Source organism: Roseiarcus sp. (assembly GCF_049514155.1).
Taxonomy (GTDB): domain Bacteria; phylum Pseudomonadota; class Alphaproteobacteria; order Rhizobiales; family Beijerinckiaceae; genus Roseiarcus.
In genome coordinates, this window is the sequence record NZ_JBEKVH010000029.1 from 1 (window position 1) to 17,980 (window position 17,980).

Here is a 17,980-nt window from a genome sequence, read left to right on the forward strand (position 1 = left end):
TTCGGCCCCTTTGGACGCACGGCGTTACCTGTCGAACAGGCCGTGCGCGTCATCGCGGAAGCGTCGATCTTTTGGGCCGTCGTCTGAAACAGGCGCGCGAAAAGGGGCAAAGTCGAGCTCAGGGAATGGCAATATTCGATCGAATACTTGGTCGAACGCCAGTCGCACGACGAGCTCTTGGGCGTTGGCGACCTGCGCCATTATGACGAGCCCGAAAAATGCGGTCGCAGCTTGAACCAAATAGGTCTGCAAGCGAGTCGTCAATTGGGACCCCTCTACGCCAGTTGCCCCTGCCCTTCTACAGCGGAATGTTGTCGTGCTTTTTCCAGGGGTTCTCGAGCTTCTTGTTGCGCAGCATGGCGAGCACGCGCGACAGGCGGCGGCGGGTGGCGTGCGGCATGATCACTTCGTCGATGTAGCCGCGCTCGGCGGCGACGAAAGGCGAGAGGAAGCGCGCCTCGTATTCTTTCGTGCGCTCGGCGATCTTTTCGGGATCGTTCATGTCGGCGCGGAAGATGATCTCGACCGCGCCCTTGGCGCCCATCACCGCAATCTGCGCCGTCGGCCAGGCGAGGTTGATGTCGCCGCGCAGATGCTTGGAGGCCATGACGTCGTAGGCGCCGCCGAACGCCTTGCGGGTGATGACGGTGACCTTGGGCACCGTCGCTTCGGCATAGGCAAACAGCAGCTTGGCGCCGTGCTTGATGAGCCCGCCGTATTCCTGCGCCGTGCCCGGCAGGAAGCCTGGCACGTCGACGAAGGTGACGATCGGGATGTTGAAGCAGTCGCAGAAGCGCACGAAGCGCGCGCCCTTGCGGGAAGCGTCGGAATCGAGCACGCCGGCGAGCGCCAGCGGCTGATTGGCGACGATTCCGACCGTCGTGCCCTCGATGCGCGCGAAACCGGTTACGATATTCTTGGCGTGCGCTTCCTGGATCTCGAAGAAATCGCCCTCGTCGGCGATCTTCAGGATCAGCTCCTTGATGTCGTAGGGCTTGTTGGGATTGTCGGGGATCAGCGTGTCGAGCGACATGTCGATCCGGTCAGGATCGTCGAAGCTCGGCAGCTTCGGCGGCGCCTCGAGGTTGGAGGCGGGCAGGAAGTCGATGAGCCGGCGCATCTGCAGCAGCGCCTCGACATCGTTGTCATAGGCGCGATCGGCGATCGAGGAGCGCGTCGTGTGCACCTGCGCGCCGCCCAATTGCTCGGCGGTCACGGTCTCGTTGGTGACGGTCTTCACCACGTCGGGGCCGGTGACGAACATGTAGCTGGTGTCGCGCACCATGAAGATGAAGTCGGTCATCGCCGGCGAATAGACGTCGCCGCCGGCGCAGGGGCCCATGATGACCGAGATCTGCGGGATGACGCCCGAGGCGAGCACGTTGCGCTGGAACACTTCGCCGTAGCCGCCGAGCGCGGCGACGCCCTCCTGGATGCGCGCGCCACCGGCGTCGAACAGGCCGATGATCGGGGCGCGGTTCTTGACCGCCATTTCCTGGATCTTGGTGATCTTGCGCGCGTGCTCTTCGCTCAAGGACCCGCCGAAGACGGTGAAGTCCTTGGCGAAGACGAAGACGGTGCGGCCGCTGACCGTGCCCCAGCCGGTCACCACGCCGTCGCCGGGGATCTTGGTCTTCTCCATGCCGAAATCGGCGCAACGGTGCTCGACGAACATGTCGAACTCCTCGAACGAGCCCTGATCGAGCAGCAGGTCGATGCGCTCGCGCGCGGTGAGCTTGCCCTTGGCGTGCTGGGCGGCGATGCGCTGTTCGCCGCCGCCCAGGCGCGCGCGGGCGCGGCGGCGGTCCAAACGGGCGAGCATCTGTTTCAAGCGGAAGCTCCGAGTTGGCTTGACGAACGCCGCAGGCGAACGCCTCGCACGGGGCCATTCGCTGCGTGCGGACACACTCACCGCCGCATGGCCGGGACAATCCCCGGACCAAGTCCGGGGACGGCCATGACGGCGGTGTGTAGCCCTCAGCTGGCGGGCATAGCATGGGCGGCCGCGGCTCGAAATGGGCCCAGCTTGCGACGTTGGGATGAGGTTCGGCCCTGCGGAGGCGTCGCCGGCGTTGATCGGCGGCGCCCGCTCCCTATAGTCGCGCCGCCACAGGGGAAGATCGATGACCAACGAGGCCCAGGCCGCCGCTGACGTCTTCACGCTCCGTCCAATCGGCTTCGTGCGCGGCGGGCGCGCCGAACCCATCGACGACGGCTGGGACGCGGTGACGGCGACGATTGCGCTGACTCCCGAATTCGGTCCCGAAGCTCTCGCCGGGCTCGACGGTTTCTCGCACGTCGAGGTCGTCTTCCTCTTCCATCGCGTCGCCGAGAGGGCGGTCGTCACCGACGCGCGGCGCCCACGCGGGCGCGCCGATTGGCCAAAGGTCGGCATCTTCGCCCAACGCGGCAAGGATCGGCCGAACCGACTCGGCGTCACCGTCTGCAAACTGCTCGGGATCAACGGAACGACGCTCAACGTCGCCGGGCTCGACGCGATCGACGGCACGCCCATCCTCGACATCAAACCGTGCATGCGCGGGTTCCTGCCGCGCGGCGACATCCGCGAACCAGACTGGGCGCGCGAACTGATGGCGGGCTATTGGGCATAGCCCTCTCGCGCGGCGCTATATCCCCGCCAGCGTCCTGGCTGCCGCCTCGAAGTCGCGCCAGCGCGCGGCGCGGCGGGCAGCGGCCTCCACGTCCTCGCCCCACCGCGCGGTCTGGAAATCCTCGCCGACATGGGCAATGCGCCATGCCTCTCCGGCGCCGAGACGCCCGCGCGCGACCGCCAACGCGAGAACGACCGAGCCAGTCAGGCTCGTCATCACGTGCAGCGCCGCCAGCGCAAAAGGATTCTCGACCGATCGAAGCGCAGCGTCGACCGCTTGGAGAGCGTTCTCAGGCTGGCGAACATGCGCCACGCCCTGCCCGACCAGGAACTTCGCGCCGAGCGCCTGACCCGCCCAGTCGAGCACGGGATCGGATGCTTCCGCCTCCGCCGCGACGAGCGCTTCGGGCGCTTCGGCGCGATAGCACAGCAGGTCCGCCCCGGCGTAGCCGGCGATCGCGGCATGGGTTTCGGCGAGCGCGTCGGCGACGCCGTCGATCGCCGAATTGGCGAGCCTTGTCGCCGGCATCGACATCGGCTCGATCGTTTCGCCCTGCGCGGCCCATTCGGCGGCGATCAGTTCGGCGACGGCGCGGGTCGGCGCGACCAGCGGCCGCTTGCCGGGCGTGCGCGCGCCGCGGCCGTCGAGCTTCAGCGCATAACCGCCGCCCTCTGTCGCGACGACCTCGGCGCTTTTGTAGAAGCGGCGCAGCGCCGGCGGCCGCATATTCGCCTGGGCGGCGCGCATCGGATCGCCAGGCGCGTCACTCATCTGGCGGCTCACGCATCCGGCGCGTCCTCGATCGGGTCGCGCTGCGAGACGTCGAAACCGAACATGTCGAAGCTCGCCTGCATATGGGGGGGCAGCGGCGCGACCACATCGAGCGTGCCGCCGCGCGGATGCGGCAGGATCAGCCGCCGCGCCAGCAGATGCAGCTTGGGCTCGACCCCCGGCGGCACCGCGCGCAGCGGATCGTGGCGCGCCGGATCGTTCTCGGGGCGGCGATTGTATTTGGGATCGCCAATGATCGGATGGCCGATCGCCTCGCAATGGGCGCGCAACTGGTGGGTGCGGCCGGTGATCGGCCGCATCGACAGCCAGGCGAGCCGCGGCGCAACCTTGTCGACCACGGCGTAGAGCGTCAGCGAATGCTGCGCGTCGGGGTCGCCGTGACGCGCGACGCGCATGCGCTCAAGGTCGTCGCGGTTCCCTTTGGCGGCGGCGCGATCGTCGCCCATGCCGGGCCCCTTGGCGAGGAACATCGAGATGCGCCCCTGCGCCGGCTTCGGCACCCCTTCGACCAGGGCCCAGTAGATTTTCTTGGCGTTGCGCGAGCGGAAGATCGCGCCGAGCTCGGCGGCGATCTTGCGCGACTTGGCGATGAGCAGCACGCCCGAGGTGTCGCGATCGAGCCGATGCGCCAGCACCGGCCGCTCGCCCTTGCGGTCGCGCAAAGCCTCGAGCATGCCGTCGATGTGGCGTTTGGTCCCCGAGCCGCCCTGCACCGCTAGGCCATAGGGCTTGTTCAGCACCATCAGGTCGCGGTCTTCGAACAGGATCATGGCGCGGATCGCTTCGGCCTCGCGCGGATCGGGCGGCGCGCCCTGCGCCGGCGGCGCGCCCGCTTCGCCCAGCGGCGGGACGCGCACGCTCTGCCCGGCCTCGAGCCGGGTCGAGACCTCGGCCCGCTTGCCCGACACCCTCACCTCGCCCTTGCGGACGATCTTGTTGAGATGCGACTGCGAGATCTCAGGGAAGCGACGGCGGAACCAGCGGTCGAGGCGCATGCCCGCCTCGTCCTCGCCGATTGGATAATTGGCGACGCGGCCCGCGCCGGTCACGTCAAGCTCCGCATCAACGCCAGGCCCGCCCACAACGACAGCGCGCCGAGCAGCACCGAGCCGACGACATAGGCGAGCGCGGCGGCGGTCTTGCCGCTCTCGAACAGCAGGATCGTCTCCAGCGAGAAGGTCGAGAAGGTCGTGTAGCCGCCGAGCACGCCGGTGGCGAAGAACAGGCGCGTGTGCTGGGTCAATCCGCCCCCGGCGCGAAACGCCAGCCAGCCGGTCAGCAGGCCCATCGCCAATGAACCGGAAATATTGATGAAGGTGGTCGACCAGGGGAAGTCGGCGCCGAAGACGCGGCTGAGGGTGATGTTGAGGAAGTGCCGCAGCGCGCCGCCGAGGCCGGCGCCGACAAAGACGAGGAGATAGGCTTGCATGACTTCGGGGCTATAGCGCAAGGTCGCCGCCGGCGATAGACCGCAGGCGAAGAGATCGAGGACGACAACGGAGCGCCGCCATGACCTACGAACTCTATTACTGGCCCGGCATTCAGGGCCGCGGCGAGTTCGTGCGTCTCGCGCTCGAACAGGCCGGCGCGCCCTATGTCGACGTGGCGCGGGAGCGCGGTCCGGGGCGCGGCGTCGCGGCGATGACCAAGATGCTGAAGGGCGGCGGCGGCGCGCTCGCGCCCTTCGCGCCGCCGTTCCTCAAGGACGGCGAGATCGTCGTCTCGCATGCCGCCAATATCCTCGCTTATCTCGCGCCTCGGCTCGGCCTCGCGCCGCCCGGCGAGGCGCTGCGCCTCTTCGCCCACGGGCTGCAGCTCACCGTGACCGACTTCGTCGCCGAGATTCACGACACGCACCACCCGATCTCGACCGAGCTCTATTACGAAGACCAGAAGAAGGAGGCGAAGGCGCGCGCGACGGCCTTCCTCGACCACCGCCTGCCGAAATACCTCGGCTATTTCGAGCGCGCGCTGCAAAGCAATGCCGACGGCGCCGGCCATCCCGTCGGCGCCGCGCTGACCTATGTCGATCTGTCGCTGTTCCAGCTGGCGGAGGGCCTGAGCTACGCATTCCCCAACGCCATGGCGAAATTCGCGGCGAAGTATCCGGGGCTGGCGGCCCTACACGACAGCGTGAAAGCGCGGCCGAAGATCGCCGCCTATCTCGCTTCGGCGCGCCGCCTGGCCTTCAACGAGGACGGAATCTTCCGCCACTACCCGGAGCTGGACGGGAAAGCGAAGTGAGGCGAGGCGCGAACCGTGACTGCGGCCGCTCGCCTCAATAAATCCACGGCGCGAGCCGCCAGGTGCGGGCGCGATAGGCGGCGTAGGCCTCGCCGAAGCGCTCGCCGAGCAACGCCTCCTCGGCGCGCATGCGCGCGACCAGCGGAACGATCAGCAGCGCCGTCAGCAGGACGCCGATGAGCGAGCGGAAGGCGAGCGACCAGCCGAGCGTGCCGATCAGCAGCCCGAGATAGCTCGGGTTGCGGATGCGGCGGTAGAGCCCCTCGGTGACCAGTTCGTGGCCGGGCTGGATCGCCACCAGGCCGCTGAAGCGCTCGCCGAGCGCGAACACCGGCGCGATCCGCAGCGCCCCGCCGACGACGCACAACAGCACGCCGGCCCAACGCGTCCCCTCGCCGCCGACGACGAACAGGTTGAGTCGGTCGGATAGGGCCGGCGCATAGCCAAGCATCAACCCGATCAACGCGAACGCGCCCAGCACCCAACGATTTGACCGATCTTCGCGCTCGCCGGCGCTTAAGTTGCCGCGCGTGAACAGCGCCACGACGGCGAGCGCCAGAGTGACGAGCGCCAGCGCGACCAGCGGCGGATGCGACAGGAATGGCCCAAGGCCGCCCTCGCCGATGGCCGCGAGTCCGAGATAGGCGAGCGTCACGACAATGGTGAAGACAGCCATTCGCAGCGTGACTTGCATGGGAGGCCTCCGTCTCGGGAGCATAGCCCAAGTCGGCCGGCGGCGCGCCCCGTGCGCGCGGACCGCGGCCGCGTCATCGGCCGCGATCGGCCTTGGGGCGGCCGCCGGCGCCGCGAAAAGTTGTCCACAGGGGCCCCCCTTCCCTCCGCGATTCCGGAACTTGACATGAACAAAAAGAGAACATACCATGTTCTTGGTATCGCATTTTTCGGGAGGGTCGCATGACTCGGCTTATGGTCACAGCCTTGGGCGACGTCTGGGAGCTCGCCTCGCTCGCCGCCTTCGTGACGATGATTGCGATGGCGGCGCGCGCCTTCGGGGCCTGAGGCGAGTCGCCCGGCGGCCTTGTCGCCCGGGTGCGAGCCTGCCGCCCGACTTGGCGGCGGCGACGGGCGGGTCTATTCCTGCGCCGCCGGACGGTCCGCGTCCGGCTTCGCCTGGAGCGTCAGCGCCGCTTGTCGTCCCGCGTCTCCCTCATCGTCGTGGCGGCCGGTCGCGGCGCGCGGCTCGGCGCGGCGACGCCGAAACAATATCTCGCCTGCGCCGGCAAGCCGTTGATCTGCCACGCGCTCGAAGCGCTCGCCGCGGCGCGCGCCTATTGCGCGGCGACCGTCGTCATCCACCCCGACGACCGCGCGCGCTACGAATCCGCGCTCGCCTTCCTTTCGCCCGCCGCCGCGGCCGCATTCGGGTCGCCGGCGCTCGGCGGCGACAGCCGCCAGCAGAGCGTGCGCGCCGGGCTCGAGGCGCAGTGCGATGCAGCGCCCGACCTCGTCCTCATCCATGACGCCGCGCGGGTTTTTCCCTCCGCCGCGCTCATCGAACGCGCTGTCGCGGCGGCCGAGCGCTTCGGCGCCGCCGCGCCCGGCGCGCCGCTCAGCGATACGGTCAAGCAGGTCGATGGCGACGGCCGCGTCGTCGCCGCGCCAGACCGCGCGGCGTTACGCGCCGTCCAGACGCCGCAGGCGTTCCGCTTCCCGCTGATCCTCGAGGCGCATCGGCGCGCCGCCGCCGCTGGTGTCGACGGTCTGACCGACGACGCGGCCGTCGCCGCCTGGGCCGGACATGCGACCTATGTCTTCGACGGCGACCCGGCGAACGTGAAGGTGACGACCATGGACGACCTCAGCGCCGCCGAAGCGCGGCTCATCGACGCGGCGGCCGACGTACGGGTCGGCCAGGGCTTCGACGTCCACGCCTTCGCAGTCGGCGACCATGTCTGGCTCGGCGGGGTGCGCATTCCTCACGACAGGAGCCTCGCCGGCCATTCCGACGCCGACGTCTGCCTGCACGCGCTCGCCGACGCGCTCTATGGCGCGCTCGGCGACGGCGACATCGGCGCCCATTTCCCGCCCTCCGACCCGCGCTGGCGCGGCGCCGATTCGTCGATTTTCCTTAGCCACGCCGCCGACCGGGTGCGCGCGCGCGGCGGCCTCGTCGCCCATCTCGACGCGACGCTCATCTGCGAGGCGCCGAAGATCGGCCCCCACCGCGAAGCGATGCGCGCCCGCATCGCCGAGATCGGCGCCATCGCCCTCGACCGGGTGGCAGTCAAGGCGACGACGTCGGAAGGTCTGGGCTTCGCCGGCCGGCGCGAGGGGATCGCCTGCCTGGCGGCGGCGACCATCCGCCTGCCGGCGCGCTGAGACGATTGACCGCGCCGCCGAACCGAGAAATCCTTGTCTCGGCGCCGGGCTGCGCGACGTCAGTCCAAAGGGAGCGCCGATGCGATTTGCCGACCGCGCCGACGCCGGACGTCGTCTGGCGCGCGCGCTTGTGGATTACCGCAACCGCGATCCGGTCGTGCTGGCGTTGCCGCGCGGCGGCCTGCCAGTCGCCGCCGAGATCGCGTCTGCGCTCGCCGCGCCGCTCGACGTCGTGCTGGCGCGCAAGATCGGCGTTCCGTGGCAGCCCGAACTGGCGATGGGCGCGCTGGTCGAAGGCGACGAACCGATCGTCGCGCGCAACGAAGCCGTCATAAAGGCCGCCGCGATCGACGAGCGCGCGTTCGCGGCGGCGACGCAACGCGCGCGCGTCGAGCTCGAGGACGCGCGGCGGCGGCTTCTCGGCGATCGGCCGCGCGAGGCGATCGCCGGCCGCGCCGCCATACTCGTCGACGACGGCGTCGCCACCGGCGCCACAGCGCGCGCCGCGCTCCTATCGATCCGTCGTCGCGGCGCGAAAACGCTGACGCTCGCCGTTCCCGTCGCCTCGGCCGAAGCGCTAGCGGAGCTGAGGCGCGAGGTCGATGATCTCGTCTGCCTGGAAAGACCTACGCGCTTCGGCGCCGTCAGCGCCTTCTACGCCGATTTCCGCCAGGTCACTGACGAAGAAGCCGTCGCCATTCTCGCGCGCTTTTCTCCGGCCGCGCGGTGAGGCGGCGCCGCGTCGACCGATGTGCGATAATGCGGGGGCTGCTGCGAAAGGTCGGCGCGACCGGCGTCGAACCGCCGCGGCGTGAACGCGCGAGGCGCCCGCGATGCGCTGGTCCCTGACGATTGGCCGCTTCGGCGGCACGGCGGTGAAGATCCACGTCACCTTCCTGCTGCTGCTCGCCTGGATCGGCTTCAGCGCCTGGCAGCAGGGCGGGCCGGCGGCGGCGCGCGACAGCCTCGTCTTCATCATCCTCCTGTTCGTCTGCGTCGTGCTGCACGAGTTCGGCCACATCCTCGTCGCGCGGCGCTACGGCATTCAGGCGCCGGAGGTCACGCTGCTGCCGATCGGCGGCGTCGCCAGCCTGCAGTCGATGCCGGAGAAGCCGTCGCAGGAATTCGCCATCGCCATCGCCGGGCCGGCGGTCAATTTCGTCATCGCCATCGTCCTGCTGCTGCTCGTCGGTTCGTTCAATTCCGCCGATCTCGCGCGGCTCGACGATCCGCGCGTTTCGCTCGTCGCCCGCCTCGCCGACGCCAACCTGTTTCTCGCCGTCTTCAACCTCATTCCCGCCTTCCCGATGGACGGCGGCCGCGTGCTGCGAGCGCTGCTGGCGATGAAGCTCGATCGGCCGCGCGCCACCCGCATCGCCGTCTCGATCGGCCAGGCCTTCGCTTTCCTGCTCGGCTTCCTCGGCCTGTTCGGCAATCCGCTGCTGATCTTCGTCGCCATCTTCGTCTATGTCGCCGCCGCGGGCGAGGCGCAAATGACGGCGATCCACGAGTCGGCGCGCGGGCTCGCGATCGGCCAGGCGATGGAGACGCGCTTCGCCTCGCTCGCCGCCGACGCGCGCCTCGCCGACGCGGTCGACGCGCTGCTCGCCACCGCCCAGCACGAATTTCCGGTCGTCGACGCGTTCAACAAGCCGATCGGCCTCGTCACGCGCGAGGACATTTTCGCCGCGCTCAAGAACCAGGATCGCGACGCGGCGGTCGCCGGCTTCATGCGCGCGCCGATCGAGACGCTGCGCGCCGAAGCGCCGCTCGACGCCACGGTCGACAGCTTCCTTCAGCAGGAGGCGCCGGCCGTCTGCGTCGTCGACCGGGACGGCGTCCTGGTCGGCGTGCTCGGCCGCCAGAACCTCGCCGAAATGATGATGATCAAGTCAATGCGGCCCGACTGGCGGTTCGGGCGCACCCGCCCCGAGCGTTCGGCGAGCTAAGGCGCCGCCGCCGGCGCCGGTTCGGCGCGCGTCCCTGCGCGGCGCATGCTTGGCCCGCCCTCGGCCATGCGCGCCGCCTCGCGCCGCAGAATGCCCTCGGCGTCGAGGTCGCGGATCGGCCGCCCGGAATCGCGCGGCACGTCGCCGGCGAGTTGCAGCGTCAGATAGCGGCCGCAGCAGACGCGCAGGAACGACGAGAAATTGTCGATCTCGCCGTGCGCCTCGATCAGCTCCTCGTGCAGCTTGGCGAGCAGCTGCGGCACGTTCATGCCGTCGCGCCGCGCGACCTCTTCGAGTACGCGCCAATAGAAGTTTTCGAGCCGGACGCTGGTCGAATAGCCGCGCATCCGCACCGATTTGAGGCGCGTGCGCCACAGCCGCGCATCCGCGCCGATAAAGAGCCTGCACATCAGCATGTCTCCCGTCGCGCTGAAGGCCGCCGGATCGACGCCCAGACTAGCAGCGGCGGCGCGGCGAAGCCAATACGCCGCGCCGCCGCCCGAGGTCACGCAGCCTGTCGCACGCCGGCGTGGCTGATCGACGTGCCGAGTACGGCGAAGAACTGCGACAGCCAGGCCGGATGGGCCGGCCAGGCGGGCGCGCTGACGAGATTGCCGTCGGTGACGGCGCCGTCGATCGCGATGTCGGCGTAGGTTCCCCCCGCGAGTTCGACTTCCGGCCGGCAGGCGGGATAGGCCGAGCAGGTCCGCCCCTTGAGCACGTTCGCCGCGGCGAGGATCTGCGGCCCGTGGCAGATCGCGGCGACGGGCTTGTTCTGGGCGAAGAAGTGGCGGACGATTTCGATCACCCGCGCGTTGAGGCGCAGGTATTCCGGCGCCCGGCCGCCGGGAATGACCAAGGCGTCGTAGCGCGCCGGGTCGACGTCGGCGAAGCTGGCGTTGAGCGCAAAATTATGGCCGCGCTTCTCCGAATAGGTCTGCTGGCCTTCAAAATCGTGGATCGACGTCGCGATCGCGTCGCCCGCCTTCTTGTTGGGGCAGACGGCGTGGACGGTATGTCCGACCGCCAGCAGCGCCTGGAACGGCACCATCGTCTCGTAGTCTTCGCCGAAATCGCCGACGATCATCAGGATGCGCTTGCCGGTCATCGTGTTTTCTCCCTTTTGGTTGTTGTTATGCGGGTCAGTCTAGACCGCGGCCGACGCCCGCGGGTGTTAAACGGATAACGCGTCGAGCCGACGCGCCCGCGCTTTGACGACGGCGGCGAATCGTCGTCCCCTTTCCGGCAATGGCCACGACCCTGCTATCGATCCAGTCGCACGTCGTCTACGGCCACGTCGGCAACAGCGCCGTCGCGTTCCCGTTGCAGCGGCTCGGCGCCGAGGTCCTGCCGCTCAACACCGTGCAGTTCTCCAGCCACGCCGGCTATCCCGGCTGGCGCGGCCGCGCGTTCGAAGCGGCGGCGATCGAGGAATGCGTCGTCGGCCTCGAGGCGGTCGGCGCGCTCGCGCTCTGCGACGGGGTCTTGTCCGGCTATCTCGGCAAAGCCGAGGTCGGCGAAGCGATGCTCAGCGCCGTCGCCGCCGTCCGCGCCGCCAATTCCGCCGCCGCCTATTGCTGCGATCCGGTGATCGGCGACGTCGGACGCGGACTCTATGTCGAAGCGGGCGTCGCCGAATTCCTGCGCAAGCGCGCGTTGCCGGCGGCGACGATCGCGACCCCCAACGCGTTCGAACTGTCGTTCGTGACCGGCCTGCCCGTCGACGACGTCGCCGGCGCGCGGCGCGCGATCGCCGCCTTGCAGACGACCGGACCGCGCGTCGTGCTGGCGACCTCGCTGGCGCTCAACGACACGCCCGCCGACGCGCTCGACATGATCGCCGCCGAAAGCGGCGAAGCGTGGCGGCTCAGGACGCCACGGCTGCCGATCGCCGTCAACGGCGCCGGCGACCTGATCGCAGCGCTGTTCTTCCTGCATTGGCTCCGGCGCCGCTCGGCGGCTGAAGCGCTCGCCGCCGCCGCGTCGAGCGTCTACGGCATCGTCGCTGCGACGGCGGCCGCAGGCGCGCGCGAGCTCAGGCTCGTAGAAGCGCAGGACGAACTCCTCCACCCGACGCGGCGCTTCCGGCCGGAGGCGATATAGGCGTCAAAGTCCGATCGTTGGCTCTCGTGGCGAGAGGTTTGAAGGCGACCGATCAAGCCCTTTGGGATTCACGCCGAGTCGCTGGGCGTCTTCGACTTAGCCGGTGATCCACTCGATCAAAGCGCGATGGACGGCCTCAGGCTGTTCGAGTGTTGACGCATGACCACATTCCGGCGCCACGACGAGATGTGCATCCGGAATGGCCACCACCATCTCTTCGGCCAGGTCCGACGGTGTGAGAGGATCGCGGTCCCCAACAAGGACGGGCGTCGGCACGGATATGGCGGGAAGGCTGGCACGGCTGTCGATTCGCGGGATAAGCGCCTCGACCTGCCGCGCAAATCCATCGACGCCAACCGTCAGACCCATGCGTACATTGACTTCACGAATGGCCGGATCGTTCTGAGGCTTCGGGTGCAGTATCACGCTCAAGCTCTGCGATAGCAGCGCCTCGAAATCGCCCGACCGAGCTTGGGCGACCAAAGCTCGGCGCTGTATGATCTGCTCGGGCGTATCCGAGCGGGCCGACGTGTCGAGCAGCGCGCGTTTGATCACACGCTCAGGAGCCTGACGCATCATCTCTAGGCAAATTTAGCCCCCCATGGAGATTCCGACGAGGGCAAAGCGCGGCGGCGCGGCTGCGAGGATAGCGGTGGCCATCTCTGCGACTGTCTCACCCTCCGGCGTCGACGCGATGGCGACAGGCCCATAGGGCCACATGCCTGCGACTTGAGGCGCAAAGACTTCTGCCGAGCAAAGCAACCCGGGGACAAGAACGACAGGCGTGATACGTCTGCTCCGGCTCGCGTGGAGCGGCCGCGCAGACGAGCGTTAATCCGCTTTGTCGTCAGATTCTGTCAGCAGCATCATCGCACCAATTGACGGTAGGTAAGGCTGTAGCGTAAGTCGATCCGACATGCGGGAAGTCGGCCGAAATGGGCGCAAGGCGGTCGCCGCGACTGAGCGGACACTGGGCCTGCTCACCACGCGTGGCCGACAACTGGCGCAGACGCCGAACTTCAGACTTTGACCCCTATTTCCCCACGCCGTTGATCGTCGCCGCGCCGGCGAGGCAGGTGGTCTCGTCTTCCGTGCTCGTGCCGCCCGAACAGCCGATCGCGCCGATCAGCTTGCCGTCCTCGATCAACGGCACGCCGCCGGCCGAGGCGATGACGCCGTCGAGGCTCGTGACCGGGGCGCTGGGGCCGTTGCGCGTCGCCTCCTCGAACGCACGCGTCGGCCGGCGGAACGCGGCGGCCGTTCTCGCCTTGTGTTCAGCGATGACGATCGAAGCGAGCTGGGCGCCGTCCATGCGCACGAAGGCGACGAGATTCGCGCCGGAATCGACCACTGCGACATTCATCGTCCAGCCGCGCTTCACCGCCTCGGCGACCGCCGCGGCGATCGCGCTTTCCGCGCGCGCGAGGTCGATCGGCGCGCCATAGGGCGGCGGGGACGGCGGCGGGTTGGCGGCCGGCGTCGGCGCCGTCTGCGCGCCGGCCGCCCCGGCGAAGGCGATCAGAATCGCGGCGAGAATGGCAAGCTTCGGCATCGTCTCCTCCTCCTCGTCCCCATGCGCCAGCTTCGCCCGCCGCGACGGCGATTTCAATCGTCGCCGATCGGCACTACAAGCGTCGGCGGGAGGTTCCCCATGCGCCGCGCCTACTGCCTTCTCGACGTGTTCACCGAGACGCCGCTCGCCGGCAACCCGCTCGCCGTCGTGCTCGACGGCGACGGCCTCGACGACGCGCGGATGCAGGCGATCGCCCGCGAGTTCAACCTGCCCGAGACCGTATTCGTGTTCGCGCCGCGCGATTCCGTGAACACAGCGGCGCTGCGCATTTTCACGCCGGGGCGCGAATTGCCGTTCGCCGGCCATCCGACAATCGGCGCGGCGGCGCTCGTCGCTCATCTGCGGGCGCCGCAGATGCTGTCCGCCCAGGATCTGCGCCTGGTGCTGGAGGAGCAAGTCGGGGACGTCGTCTGCGTCGCCCGCCACCGCCGCGGCCAAGCGCTCGCGGCGTCTTTCACCCTGCCCCGCCTGCCGCAAGAACTCGCGCCCGCGCCGTCGGTCGAAGAGATCGCCGCCCGCCTCGGCCTCGCGCCGGCCGACATCGGCTTTGGCGATCATCGACCGGTCGTCTACAGCGCGGGGACCGACTTCGTCTTTGCGCCGCTTGCCAGCGCCGAAGCGCTGGCGCGCGCCGATCCTGACGTCGGCCGCTGGGGGGCCGACAACGGACCGGCGATCTATTGCTACACGCCCGGCGACGACGGCGTCGACTATCGCGCCCGCATGTTCGCCTCCGGCTGGGGCATTCGCGAAGACCCGGCGACCGGCTCGGCCGCCGCCGCCTTCGCCGGAATCGTCATGCGCTTCGCCCCGCCCGGCGACGGCGAGCGGACTTTGGTCATCGCCCAAGGCGTCGAGATGGGCCGGCCGAGCCGCATCGCGCTCAGTCTCGACGTCGAAAACGGCGCGCTGAGCGCGGCGACGATCGGCGGCTCGGCGGTGCTGGTCGCCGAGGGAACGATCGACCTGTGAGCGCTTCGCGCATTCTGTCGATCGACGCGCTCGACCTTGCATTCGCCGCGCGCCCATGGCCGTTCGCCGAGGCTGAAGCCGACCGCATCGCCGACCATTGGCGCGCGCGCGTCGAGAGCCAGCCGCGGCTCTACAACGGCCGCGTGCTGCTGCTTGGACGCCACGCGCTCGGCGCCGACCGGCGAGGAACGACGCTCAGGGGCGAATATTTCGAGACCGATTTCGCCGCTTTCCTCGCCTGGCGCGACTTCGGTTTTCCCGACCACACGGTCGTCAATTGTTTTTCGATGGCCGCGCTCGTCGGCGCCGACGGCGCCTTCCTGCTCGGCGAGATGGCGGCCCACACCGCCAACGCCGGCGCGACCTATTTTCCCGCCGGCACGCCCGACCCCAGCGACGTCTTCGACGGCAAGGTCGACCTTGCCGCCAGCGCGCTGCGAGAACTCCAAGAAGAGACGGGGATCGCGGCCGACGCGGTCGCCTTTGATCCGGGCTGGACCTTAGTCTACGCCCCGCCGCGCATCGCCTGTCTGAAGCTGATGCGGCTAGCCGAGACGGCCGAGACGGTCAAGGCGGGCGTCGAAGCGTTTCTCGCCGCCGATGCCGACGCCGAGCTCGCGGCGATCCGCGTCGTGCGCGGACCGGCCGACGTCGACCGCGCCCGCGCGCCGGGCTTCATCGTCGATTTTCTCGACTTCGCCTTCGCTCACAAATCGGCGGGATAGCCGTGGCGTTTGCGCGAGGCGACGATCGTCGCGCGCGCCTGCGCTTCGTGGCCGGCGGAACATTGCGCGTCGGCTTCGGCGATCTCTTTCTCGATCTGGTTGTAGACCGACTTGACGACGTGGCCCATCGACAGATCGTTGTCCATGATCGCGCGATAGCGGGCGATGTCGCCGGCGCAGCCTTCGCCGCTCGGCATCCTGAAATTATCCGGCGTCACTTCGGTCGTGGCCGGCGCGGGCGCGGCGGCCTGCGGCGCGGGGGCCGAAGCGTCGCAAGCCGCAAGCGAGAGCGCGGCCAAAGCGGTCAACAGCAGGGATCTCATCGAATCTCTCCAGCCGAACGCGTCGGCTCGCCTGAGACTGGCCAAAGCGCGGCGCGCGTCAAGTCGAAAACGCGGCGGCGGCGCCCCCTGATCGGTGCGACGATCTTGCCGGCGCGCAAATTCGATTGAAGTGGACGCGCCGTCTCGCGCGATGGGGCGCTTGGCGCCAGGCCACGCAAGGCCTTAAGGCGGCGACCGCCGCCGACGCCTCGCCAGCGGCCGGGCGCAGGCTTCAGCCCGGAGGCAGCGGCTGCGGGTTGAGGTAATGGATCCCCGACGTCGGGGCGTGCGCAAAGGCGGCGCGCCGGGCTTCGGCGGCGCCGGCGGCAAAGAGGATAAAGGCGGCGCTCAGGGCGCCGAGGATTGAGGTCAACTTCATGATCGGGCTCCTGGATTGTCGTGCGCCCACGGGGCTGCGGAAGACTTTATCGACGCCGGCGGGCCGCGATCGTGGCGGCCGGTCGGCCGGCGTGAGGGGCTGTCGCTTCTCGAACGGTCGGACGCTTGGCGCGAGCCCGCCAAAGGCCCTCGTCAACCGGCTGCGGGGCTATCACGGCGGCAGCGGCTGCGGGTTGAGGAAATGGATCCCCGGCGTCGCGGCATGGACGGCGGTGGCGTGCTTGGCGTTCGCCGCCTCGGCGGCGAAGATGATGAAGGCAGCGCTCAGCGCGCACAGGATTGAGGTCAATTTCATGATCGCGCTCCCTGGATTCGACCCGCCCATGTGGGCTGTCGATCGCTTACGGTCTGCCGCGCGATGAAGCCCGCGACCGCCGCCAGCGCCCTGAAGGTCCAGGCTGCGCTCGGCCCCGCCTATCAGGTGCTCGAATTCGACGCGAGCACCCGCACCGCCGCCGAGGCGGCCGCGGCGATCGGTTGCACGGTGGCGCAGATCGCCAAGTCGCTCGTCTTCCGCGCCGAGGCGTCGGGGCGCGCCGTGCTGGTCGTCGCCTCGGGCGTCAACCGCGTCGACGAGGCCAAGGTCGGCGCGATTCTCGGCGAGCCGATCGGCCGCGCCGACGCCGACTTCGTCCGCGCCAAAACCGGCTTCGCGATCGGCGGCGTGCCGCCGGTCGGCCATGCCGAACCTTCGCCGACGCTGATCGACGACGCGCTGTTCGCGTTCGCGGAGATCTGGGCGGCGGCCGGCACGCCCAACGCCGTGTTCAGCCTGACGCCCGCCGACCTCCTGCGCCTAACGGGTGGGATCCGGGCGTCGATCGCGCGCTGACGGCGCCAGACGACGACGGCGGCGCCGCGAAAGACTCTGTTAAGGACCGCCAGTTCAATCTCTTGGCGTCCTGAATGCGATCGGCGTTCGCCCCGGCGCGGCGCGGAGGACGCGAGAGGATTTCGCCTTGGCCGCTCGTCGATATACGCCCTCGAATCAAGCCGACTTCGCCGGCCATATCGGATTCGGCCTGCTGGTGGTGGTCACGCTGTTTTCCCTGCGTGTCGCGATCTGGCAAGCGACGAGCATTGTGCTCCATCTCATCGATCTCGCCCTGTCGACGCAACCGCTGCTGACCGCCGAACGTCTGAACGAGGGCGCCGACCAGCGCTGGAGCGTGTCGGTCCTTGTCGTCTCGCTCCCCCTGTTCCTCGGCGGGTTCGCGATTCTTGCTCATCGCCTCGAGCAGGACCTGCCGGTTGCGCGCGCCTGGATCTTGATCGCCGGTCTTGCGCTGCTGTTCCTCGACATCCTGGCGGGTTTGCTCAGCGCCGACCTCATGTCCATTCTCAACCTGACTTCCGAACTCTCCATGGACGCTGCGATGCTCAAGTTGACGGCGACCACGCTTATCCTCGGCGCCGTTCTCGGCTACGCGGGTTGGGAAATTTCAAAGGCGTGGCGGTCATGAATCGCATTCGCGTCGCTTTCGTGTTGTTCGTCGGCGCCATCGGCTGCGGCGCGATCGGCGGCGGCGCCCTGACCAACGAGCCGGACTGGGTCATCAAGGGCGAACAGGCCGACCAGCGGCGCCAAAACGACATCGCAACGATCGCCAACGGGATCAGCCTTTACGTGGCGCGCCGCAAGGAGCTGCCTTACGATCTGGCCAAGATGGTTGAGAGCCAGACGGACGGCGCAACGCAATTCGCCCTTCGCGACAGCGAGACCGACGAGCCCTACGATTACGAGCGTCTCGATTCGGGCCGCTACAAGCTGTGCGCGAATTTCGTCTTGGAAAGTTTGCCGACGCCGACCGGGTCTGACGAAGCCGGGAGCGCGCAACCGACCGATCCCTGGCGTCACCCGGCTGGTCTTTCTTGCTTCCTGTTCGACGGTCAAACGCCGACGCCGGTTTCGATTGCGCCCGCGGCGGAGGCGAAAGGCTAGCGGCGT

General features: G+C 69.0%; 24 protein-coding genes. 11 read left to right on the forward strand and 13 right to left on the reverse strand.

The annotated features are described in order from the left end of the window. Positions 1-24: 24 nt before the first annotated feature. Complete coding sequence (locus tag ABSF49_RS06485; protein WP_424111816.1) at positions 25-252, reverse strand: hypothetical protein; 228 nt, start codon at positions 250-252, stop codon at positions 25-27. A 46-nt stretch (positions 253-298) separates the two neighbouring features. Next, positions 299-1,822 carry an acyl-CoA carboxylase subunit beta gene (locus ABSF49_RS06490; protein ID WP_424111853.1) on the reverse strand — a complete coding sequence of 508 codons (1,524 nt, stop codon included), beginning with the start codon at positions 1,820-1,822 and terminating at the stop codon, positions 299-301. Between the two features lie 301 nt (positions 1,823-2,123). On the opposite strand from ABSF49_RS06490, the gene ABSF49_RS06495 reads away from it, so the two are divergent. After that, a complete protein-coding gene (locus ABSF49_RS06495) occupies positions 2,124-2,612 on the forward strand; it encodes an SAM-dependent methyltransferase (RefSeq protein ID WP_424111817.1) in 489 nt (162 codons plus the stop codon). 15 nt (positions 2,613-2,627) lie between these two features. On the opposite strand, the gene ABSF49_RS06500 is transcribed toward ABSF49_RS06495, so the two are convergent. Genes ABSF49_RS06500 through crcB form a run of 3 tightly spaced genes read right to left on the reverse strand, consistent with a single transcriptional unit; the run spans position 2,628 to position 4,833 of the window. After that, entirely contained in the window at positions 2,628-3,383 is a 756-nt protein-coding gene (locus ABSF49_RS06500; protein ID WP_424111818.1) for an ATP12 family chaperone protein, read from the reverse strand. Between the two features lie 8 nt (positions 3,384-3,391). Next, positions 3,392-4,399 carry an RluA family pseudouridine synthase gene (locus tag ABSF49_RS06505; protein WP_424111854.1) on the reverse strand — a complete coding sequence of 336 codons (1,008 nt, stop codon included), beginning with the start codon at positions 4,397-4,399 and terminating at the stop codon, positions 3,392-3,394. A gap of 50 nt (positions 4,400-4,449) precedes the next feature. Then, positions 4,450-4,833, reverse strand: coding sequence for a fluoride efflux transporter CrcB (gene crcB / locus ABSF49_RS06510; RefSeq protein ID WP_424111855.1), 384 nt, complete (start codon positions 4,831-4,833; stop codon positions 4,450-4,452). 80 nt (positions 4,834-4,913) lie between these two features. Between crcB and ABSF49_RS06515 the strand changes: the two genes are divergently transcribed. Then, positions 4,914-5,648, forward strand: coding sequence for a glutathione S-transferase (locus ABSF49_RS06515; protein WP_424111819.1), 735 nt, complete (start codon positions 4,914-4,916; stop codon positions 5,646-5,648). 34 nt (positions 5,649-5,682) lie between these two features. Here the strand turns inward: ABSF49_RS06515 and ABSF49_RS06520 are convergent, their stop codons facing one another. Then, positions 5,683-6,342 (reverse strand): methyltransferase family protein, encoded by a 660-nt coding sequence (locus tag ABSF49_RS06520; RefSeq protein WP_424111820.1) that lies wholly within the window; start codon positions 6,340-6,342, stop codon positions 5,683-5,685. Between the two features lie 455 nt (positions 6,343-6,797). Here ABSF49_RS06520 and ABSF49_RS06525 point away from each other — a divergent pair, with 455 nt between their 5' ends. The 3 genes from ABSF49_RS06525 to ABSF49_RS06535 all read left to right on the forward strand — a co-directional run bounded on the left by ABSF49_RS06525 (position 6,798) and on the right by ABSF49_RS06535 (position 9,937). Next, on the forward strand, positions 6,798-7,988 hold the full coding sequence (locus ABSF49_RS06525; protein WP_424111821.1) for a bifunctional 2-C-methyl-D-erythritol 4-phosphate cytidylyltransferase/2-C-methyl-D-erythritol 2,4-cyclodiphosphate synthase: 1,191 nt from the start codon (positions 6,798-6,800) through the stop codon (positions 7,986-7,988). Between the two features lie 79 nt (positions 7,989-8,067). Beyond that, entirely contained in the window at positions 8,068-8,718 is a 651-nt protein-coding gene (locus ABSF49_RS06530) for a phosphoribosyltransferase (protein ID WP_424111822.1), read from the forward strand. Between the two features lie 103 nt (positions 8,719-8,821). Continuing rightward, a complete protein-coding gene (locus ABSF49_RS06535; RefSeq protein ID WP_424111823.1) occupies positions 8,822-9,937 on the forward strand; it encodes a site-2 protease family protein in 1,116 nt (371 codons plus the stop codon). On the opposite strand, the gene ABSF49_RS06540 is transcribed toward ABSF49_RS06535, so the two are convergent. Both ABSF49_RS06540 and ABSF49_RS06545 read right to left on the reverse strand, forming a co-directional pair. Then, positions 9,934-10,347 carry a ribbon-helix-helix domain-containing protein gene (locus tag ABSF49_RS06540; RefSeq protein WP_424111824.1) on the reverse strand — a complete coding sequence of 138 codons (414 nt, stop codon included), beginning with the start codon at positions 10,345-10,347 and terminating at the stop codon, positions 9,934-9,936. The genes ABSF49_RS06535 and ABSF49_RS06540 overlap by 4 nt on opposite strands. A 95-nt stretch (positions 10,348-10,442) precedes the next feature. Then, positions 10,443-11,045: a DJ-1/PfpI family protein gene (locus ABSF49_RS06545; RefSeq protein WP_424111825.1), complete on the reverse strand. Its 603-nt coding sequence runs from the start codon at positions 11,043-11,045 to the stop codon at positions 10,443-10,445. 140 nt (positions 11,046-11,185) lie between these two features. Between ABSF49_RS06545 and pdxY the strand changes: the two genes are divergently transcribed. After that, positions 11,186-12,040, forward strand: coding sequence for a pyridoxal kinase PdxY (gene pdxY, locus ABSF49_RS06550; RefSeq protein ID WP_424111826.1), 855 nt, complete (start codon positions 11,186-11,188; stop codon positions 12,038-12,040). A gap of 96 nt (positions 12,041-12,136) precedes the next feature. Here pdxY and ABSF49_RS06555 read toward each other — a convergent pair whose 3' ends face one another. Both ABSF49_RS06555 and ABSF49_RS06560 read right to left on the reverse strand, forming a co-directional pair. Beyond that, complete coding sequence (locus ABSF49_RS06555) at positions 12,137-12,595, reverse strand: alpha/beta fold hydrolase (protein ID WP_424111827.1); 459 nt, start codon at positions 12,593-12,595, stop codon at positions 12,137-12,139. 478 nt (positions 12,596-13,073) lie between these two features. Then, positions 13,074-13,592 carry a GlcG/HbpS family heme-binding protein gene (locus tag ABSF49_RS06560; protein ID WP_424111828.1) on the reverse strand — a complete coding sequence of 173 codons (519 nt, stop codon included), beginning with the start codon at positions 13,590-13,592 and terminating at the stop codon, positions 13,074-13,076. Between the two features lie 99 nt (positions 13,593-13,691). On the opposite strand from ABSF49_RS06560, the gene ABSF49_RS06565 reads away from it, so the two are divergent. Then, entirely contained in the window at positions 13,692-14,585 is an 894-nt protein-coding gene (locus ABSF49_RS06565) for a PhzF family phenazine biosynthesis protein (RefSeq protein WP_424111829.1), read from the forward strand. After that, the gene (locus ABSF49_RS06570; protein ID WP_424111830.1) at positions 14,582-15,310 is read left to right on the forward strand and encodes an NUDIX hydrolase; all 729 of its coding nucleotides are present in this window, start codon (positions 14,582-14,584) and stop codon (positions 15,308-15,310) included. The genes ABSF49_RS06565 and ABSF49_RS06570 overlap by 4 nt, the downstream gene beginning before the upstream one ends. Here ABSF49_RS06570 and ABSF49_RS06575 read toward each other — a convergent pair. The 3 genes from ABSF49_RS06575 to ABSF49_RS06585 form a co-directional block, all read right to left on the reverse strand. Next, the gene (locus ABSF49_RS06575) at positions 15,292-15,633 is read right to left on the reverse strand and encodes a hypothetical protein (protein ID WP_424111831.1); all 342 of its coding nucleotides are present in this window, start codon (positions 15,631-15,633) and stop codon (positions 15,292-15,294) included. The genes ABSF49_RS06570 and ABSF49_RS06575 overlap by 19 nt on opposite strands. A 232-nt stretch (positions 15,634-15,865) precedes the next feature. Beyond that, on the reverse strand, positions 15,866-16,012 hold the full coding sequence (locus tag ABSF49_RS06580; RefSeq protein WP_424111832.1) for a hypothetical protein: 147 nt from the start codon (positions 16,010-16,012) through the stop codon (positions 15,866-15,868). A gap of 171 nt (positions 16,013-16,183) precedes the next feature. Next, positions 16,184-16,327 (reverse strand): hypothetical protein, encoded by a 144-nt coding sequence (locus tag ABSF49_RS06585; RefSeq protein ID WP_424111833.1) that lies wholly within the window; start codon positions 16,325-16,327, stop codon positions 16,184-16,186. A 63-nt stretch (positions 16,328-16,390) separates the two neighbouring features. On the opposite strand from ABSF49_RS06585, the gene ABSF49_RS06590 reads away from it, so the two are divergent. The 3 genes from ABSF49_RS06590 (at position 16,391) to ABSF49_RS06600 (ending at position 17,974) form a co-directional block, all read left to right on the forward strand. After that, positions 16,391-16,864, forward strand: a complete 474-nt coding sequence (locus ABSF49_RS06590) for a YbaK/EbsC family protein (RefSeq protein WP_424111834.1) — start codon at positions 16,391-16,393, stop codon at positions 16,862-16,864. 196 nt (positions 16,865-17,060) lie between these two features. After that, the gene (locus ABSF49_RS06595; RefSeq protein ID WP_424111835.1) at positions 17,061-17,495 is read left to right on the forward strand and encodes a hypothetical protein; all 435 of its coding nucleotides are present in this window, start codon (positions 17,061-17,063) and stop codon (positions 17,493-17,495) included. Continuing rightward, complete coding sequence (locus ABSF49_RS06600) at positions 17,492-17,974, forward strand: hypothetical protein (protein WP_424111836.1); 483 nt, start codon at positions 17,492-17,494, stop codon at positions 17,972-17,974. The genes ABSF49_RS06595 and ABSF49_RS06600 overlap by 4 nt, the downstream gene beginning before the upstream one ends. The last annotated feature ends 6 nt before the right edge of the window (positions 17,975-17,980 follow it).

Coding starts and splice junctions, on each gene's coding strand:
- ABSF49_RS06495 (WP_424111817.1), top strand. CDS start 2,124: ATGACCAACGAGGCCCAGGCCGCCGCTGACGTCTTCACGCTCCGTCCA.
- ABSF49_RS06580 (WP_424111832.1), bottom strand. CDS start 16,012: ATGAAGTTGACCTCAATCCTCGGCGCCCTGAGCGCCGCCTTTATCCTC.
- ABSF49_RS06540 (WP_424111824.1), bottom strand. CDS start 10,347: ATGTGCAGGCTCTTTATCGGCGCGGATGCGCGGCTGTGGCGCACGCGC.
- ABSF49_RS06530 (WP_424111822.1), top strand. CDS start 8,068: ATGCGATTTGCCGACCGCGCCGACGCCGGACGTCGTCTGGCGCGCGCG.
- ABSF49_RS06500 (WP_424111818.1), bottom strand. CDS start 3,383: ATGAGTGACGCGCCTGGCGATCCGATGCGCGCCGCCCAGGCGAATATG.
- ABSF49_RS06535 (WP_424111823.1), top strand. CDS start 8,822: ATGCGCTGGTCCCTGACGATTGGCCGCTTCGGCGGCACGGCGGTGAAG.
- ABSF49_RS06515 (WP_424111819.1), top strand. CDS start 4,914: ATGACCTACGAACTCTATTACTGGCCCGGCATTCAGGGCCGCGGCGAG.
- ABSF49_RS06575 (WP_424111831.1), bottom strand. CDS start 15,633: ATGAGATCCCTGCTGTTGACCGCTTTGGCCGCGCTCTCGCTTGCGGCT.
- crcB (WP_424111855.1), bottom strand. CDS start 4,833: ATGCAAGCCTATCTCCTCGTCTTTGTCGGCGCCGGCCTCGGCGGCGCG.
- ABSF49_RS06585 (WP_424111833.1), bottom strand. CDS start 16,327: ATGAAATTGACCTCAATCCTGTGCGCGCTGAGCGCTGCCTTCATCATC.
- ABSF49_RS06490 (WP_424111853.1), bottom strand. CDS start 1,822: ATGCTCGCCCGTTTGGACCGCCGCCGCGCCCGCGCGCGCCTGGGCGGC.
- ABSF49_RS06590 (WP_424111834.1), top strand. CDS start 16,391: ATGAAGCCCGCGACCGCCGCCAGCGCCCTGAAGGTCCAGGCTGCGCTC.
- ABSF49_RS06545 (WP_424111825.1), bottom strand. CDS start 11,045: ATGACCGGCAAGCGCATCCTGATGATCGTCGGCGATTTCGGCGAAGAC.
- ABSF49_RS06520 (WP_424111820.1), bottom strand. CDS start 6,342: ATGCAAGTCACGCTGCGAATGGCTGTCTTCACCATTGTCGTGACGCTC.
- ABSF49_RS06565 (WP_424111829.1), top strand. CDS start 13,692: ATGCGCCGCGCCTACTGCCTTCTCGACGTGTTCACCGAGACGCCGCTC.
- pdxY (WP_424111826.1), top strand. CDS start 11,186: ATGGCCACGACCCTGCTATCGATCCAGTCGCACGTCGTCTACGGCCAC.
- ABSF49_RS06560 (WP_424111828.1), bottom strand. CDS start 13,592: ATGCCGAAGCTTGCCATTCTCGCCGCGATTCTGATCGCCTTCGCCGGG.
- ABSF49_RS06600 (WP_424111836.1), top strand. CDS start 17,492: ATGAATCGCATTCGCGTCGCTTTCGTGTTGTTCGTCGGCGCCATCGGC.
- ABSF49_RS06505 (WP_424111854.1), bottom strand. CDS start 4,399: ATGCGCCTCGACCGCTGGTTCCGCCGTCGCTTCCCTGAGATCTCGCAG.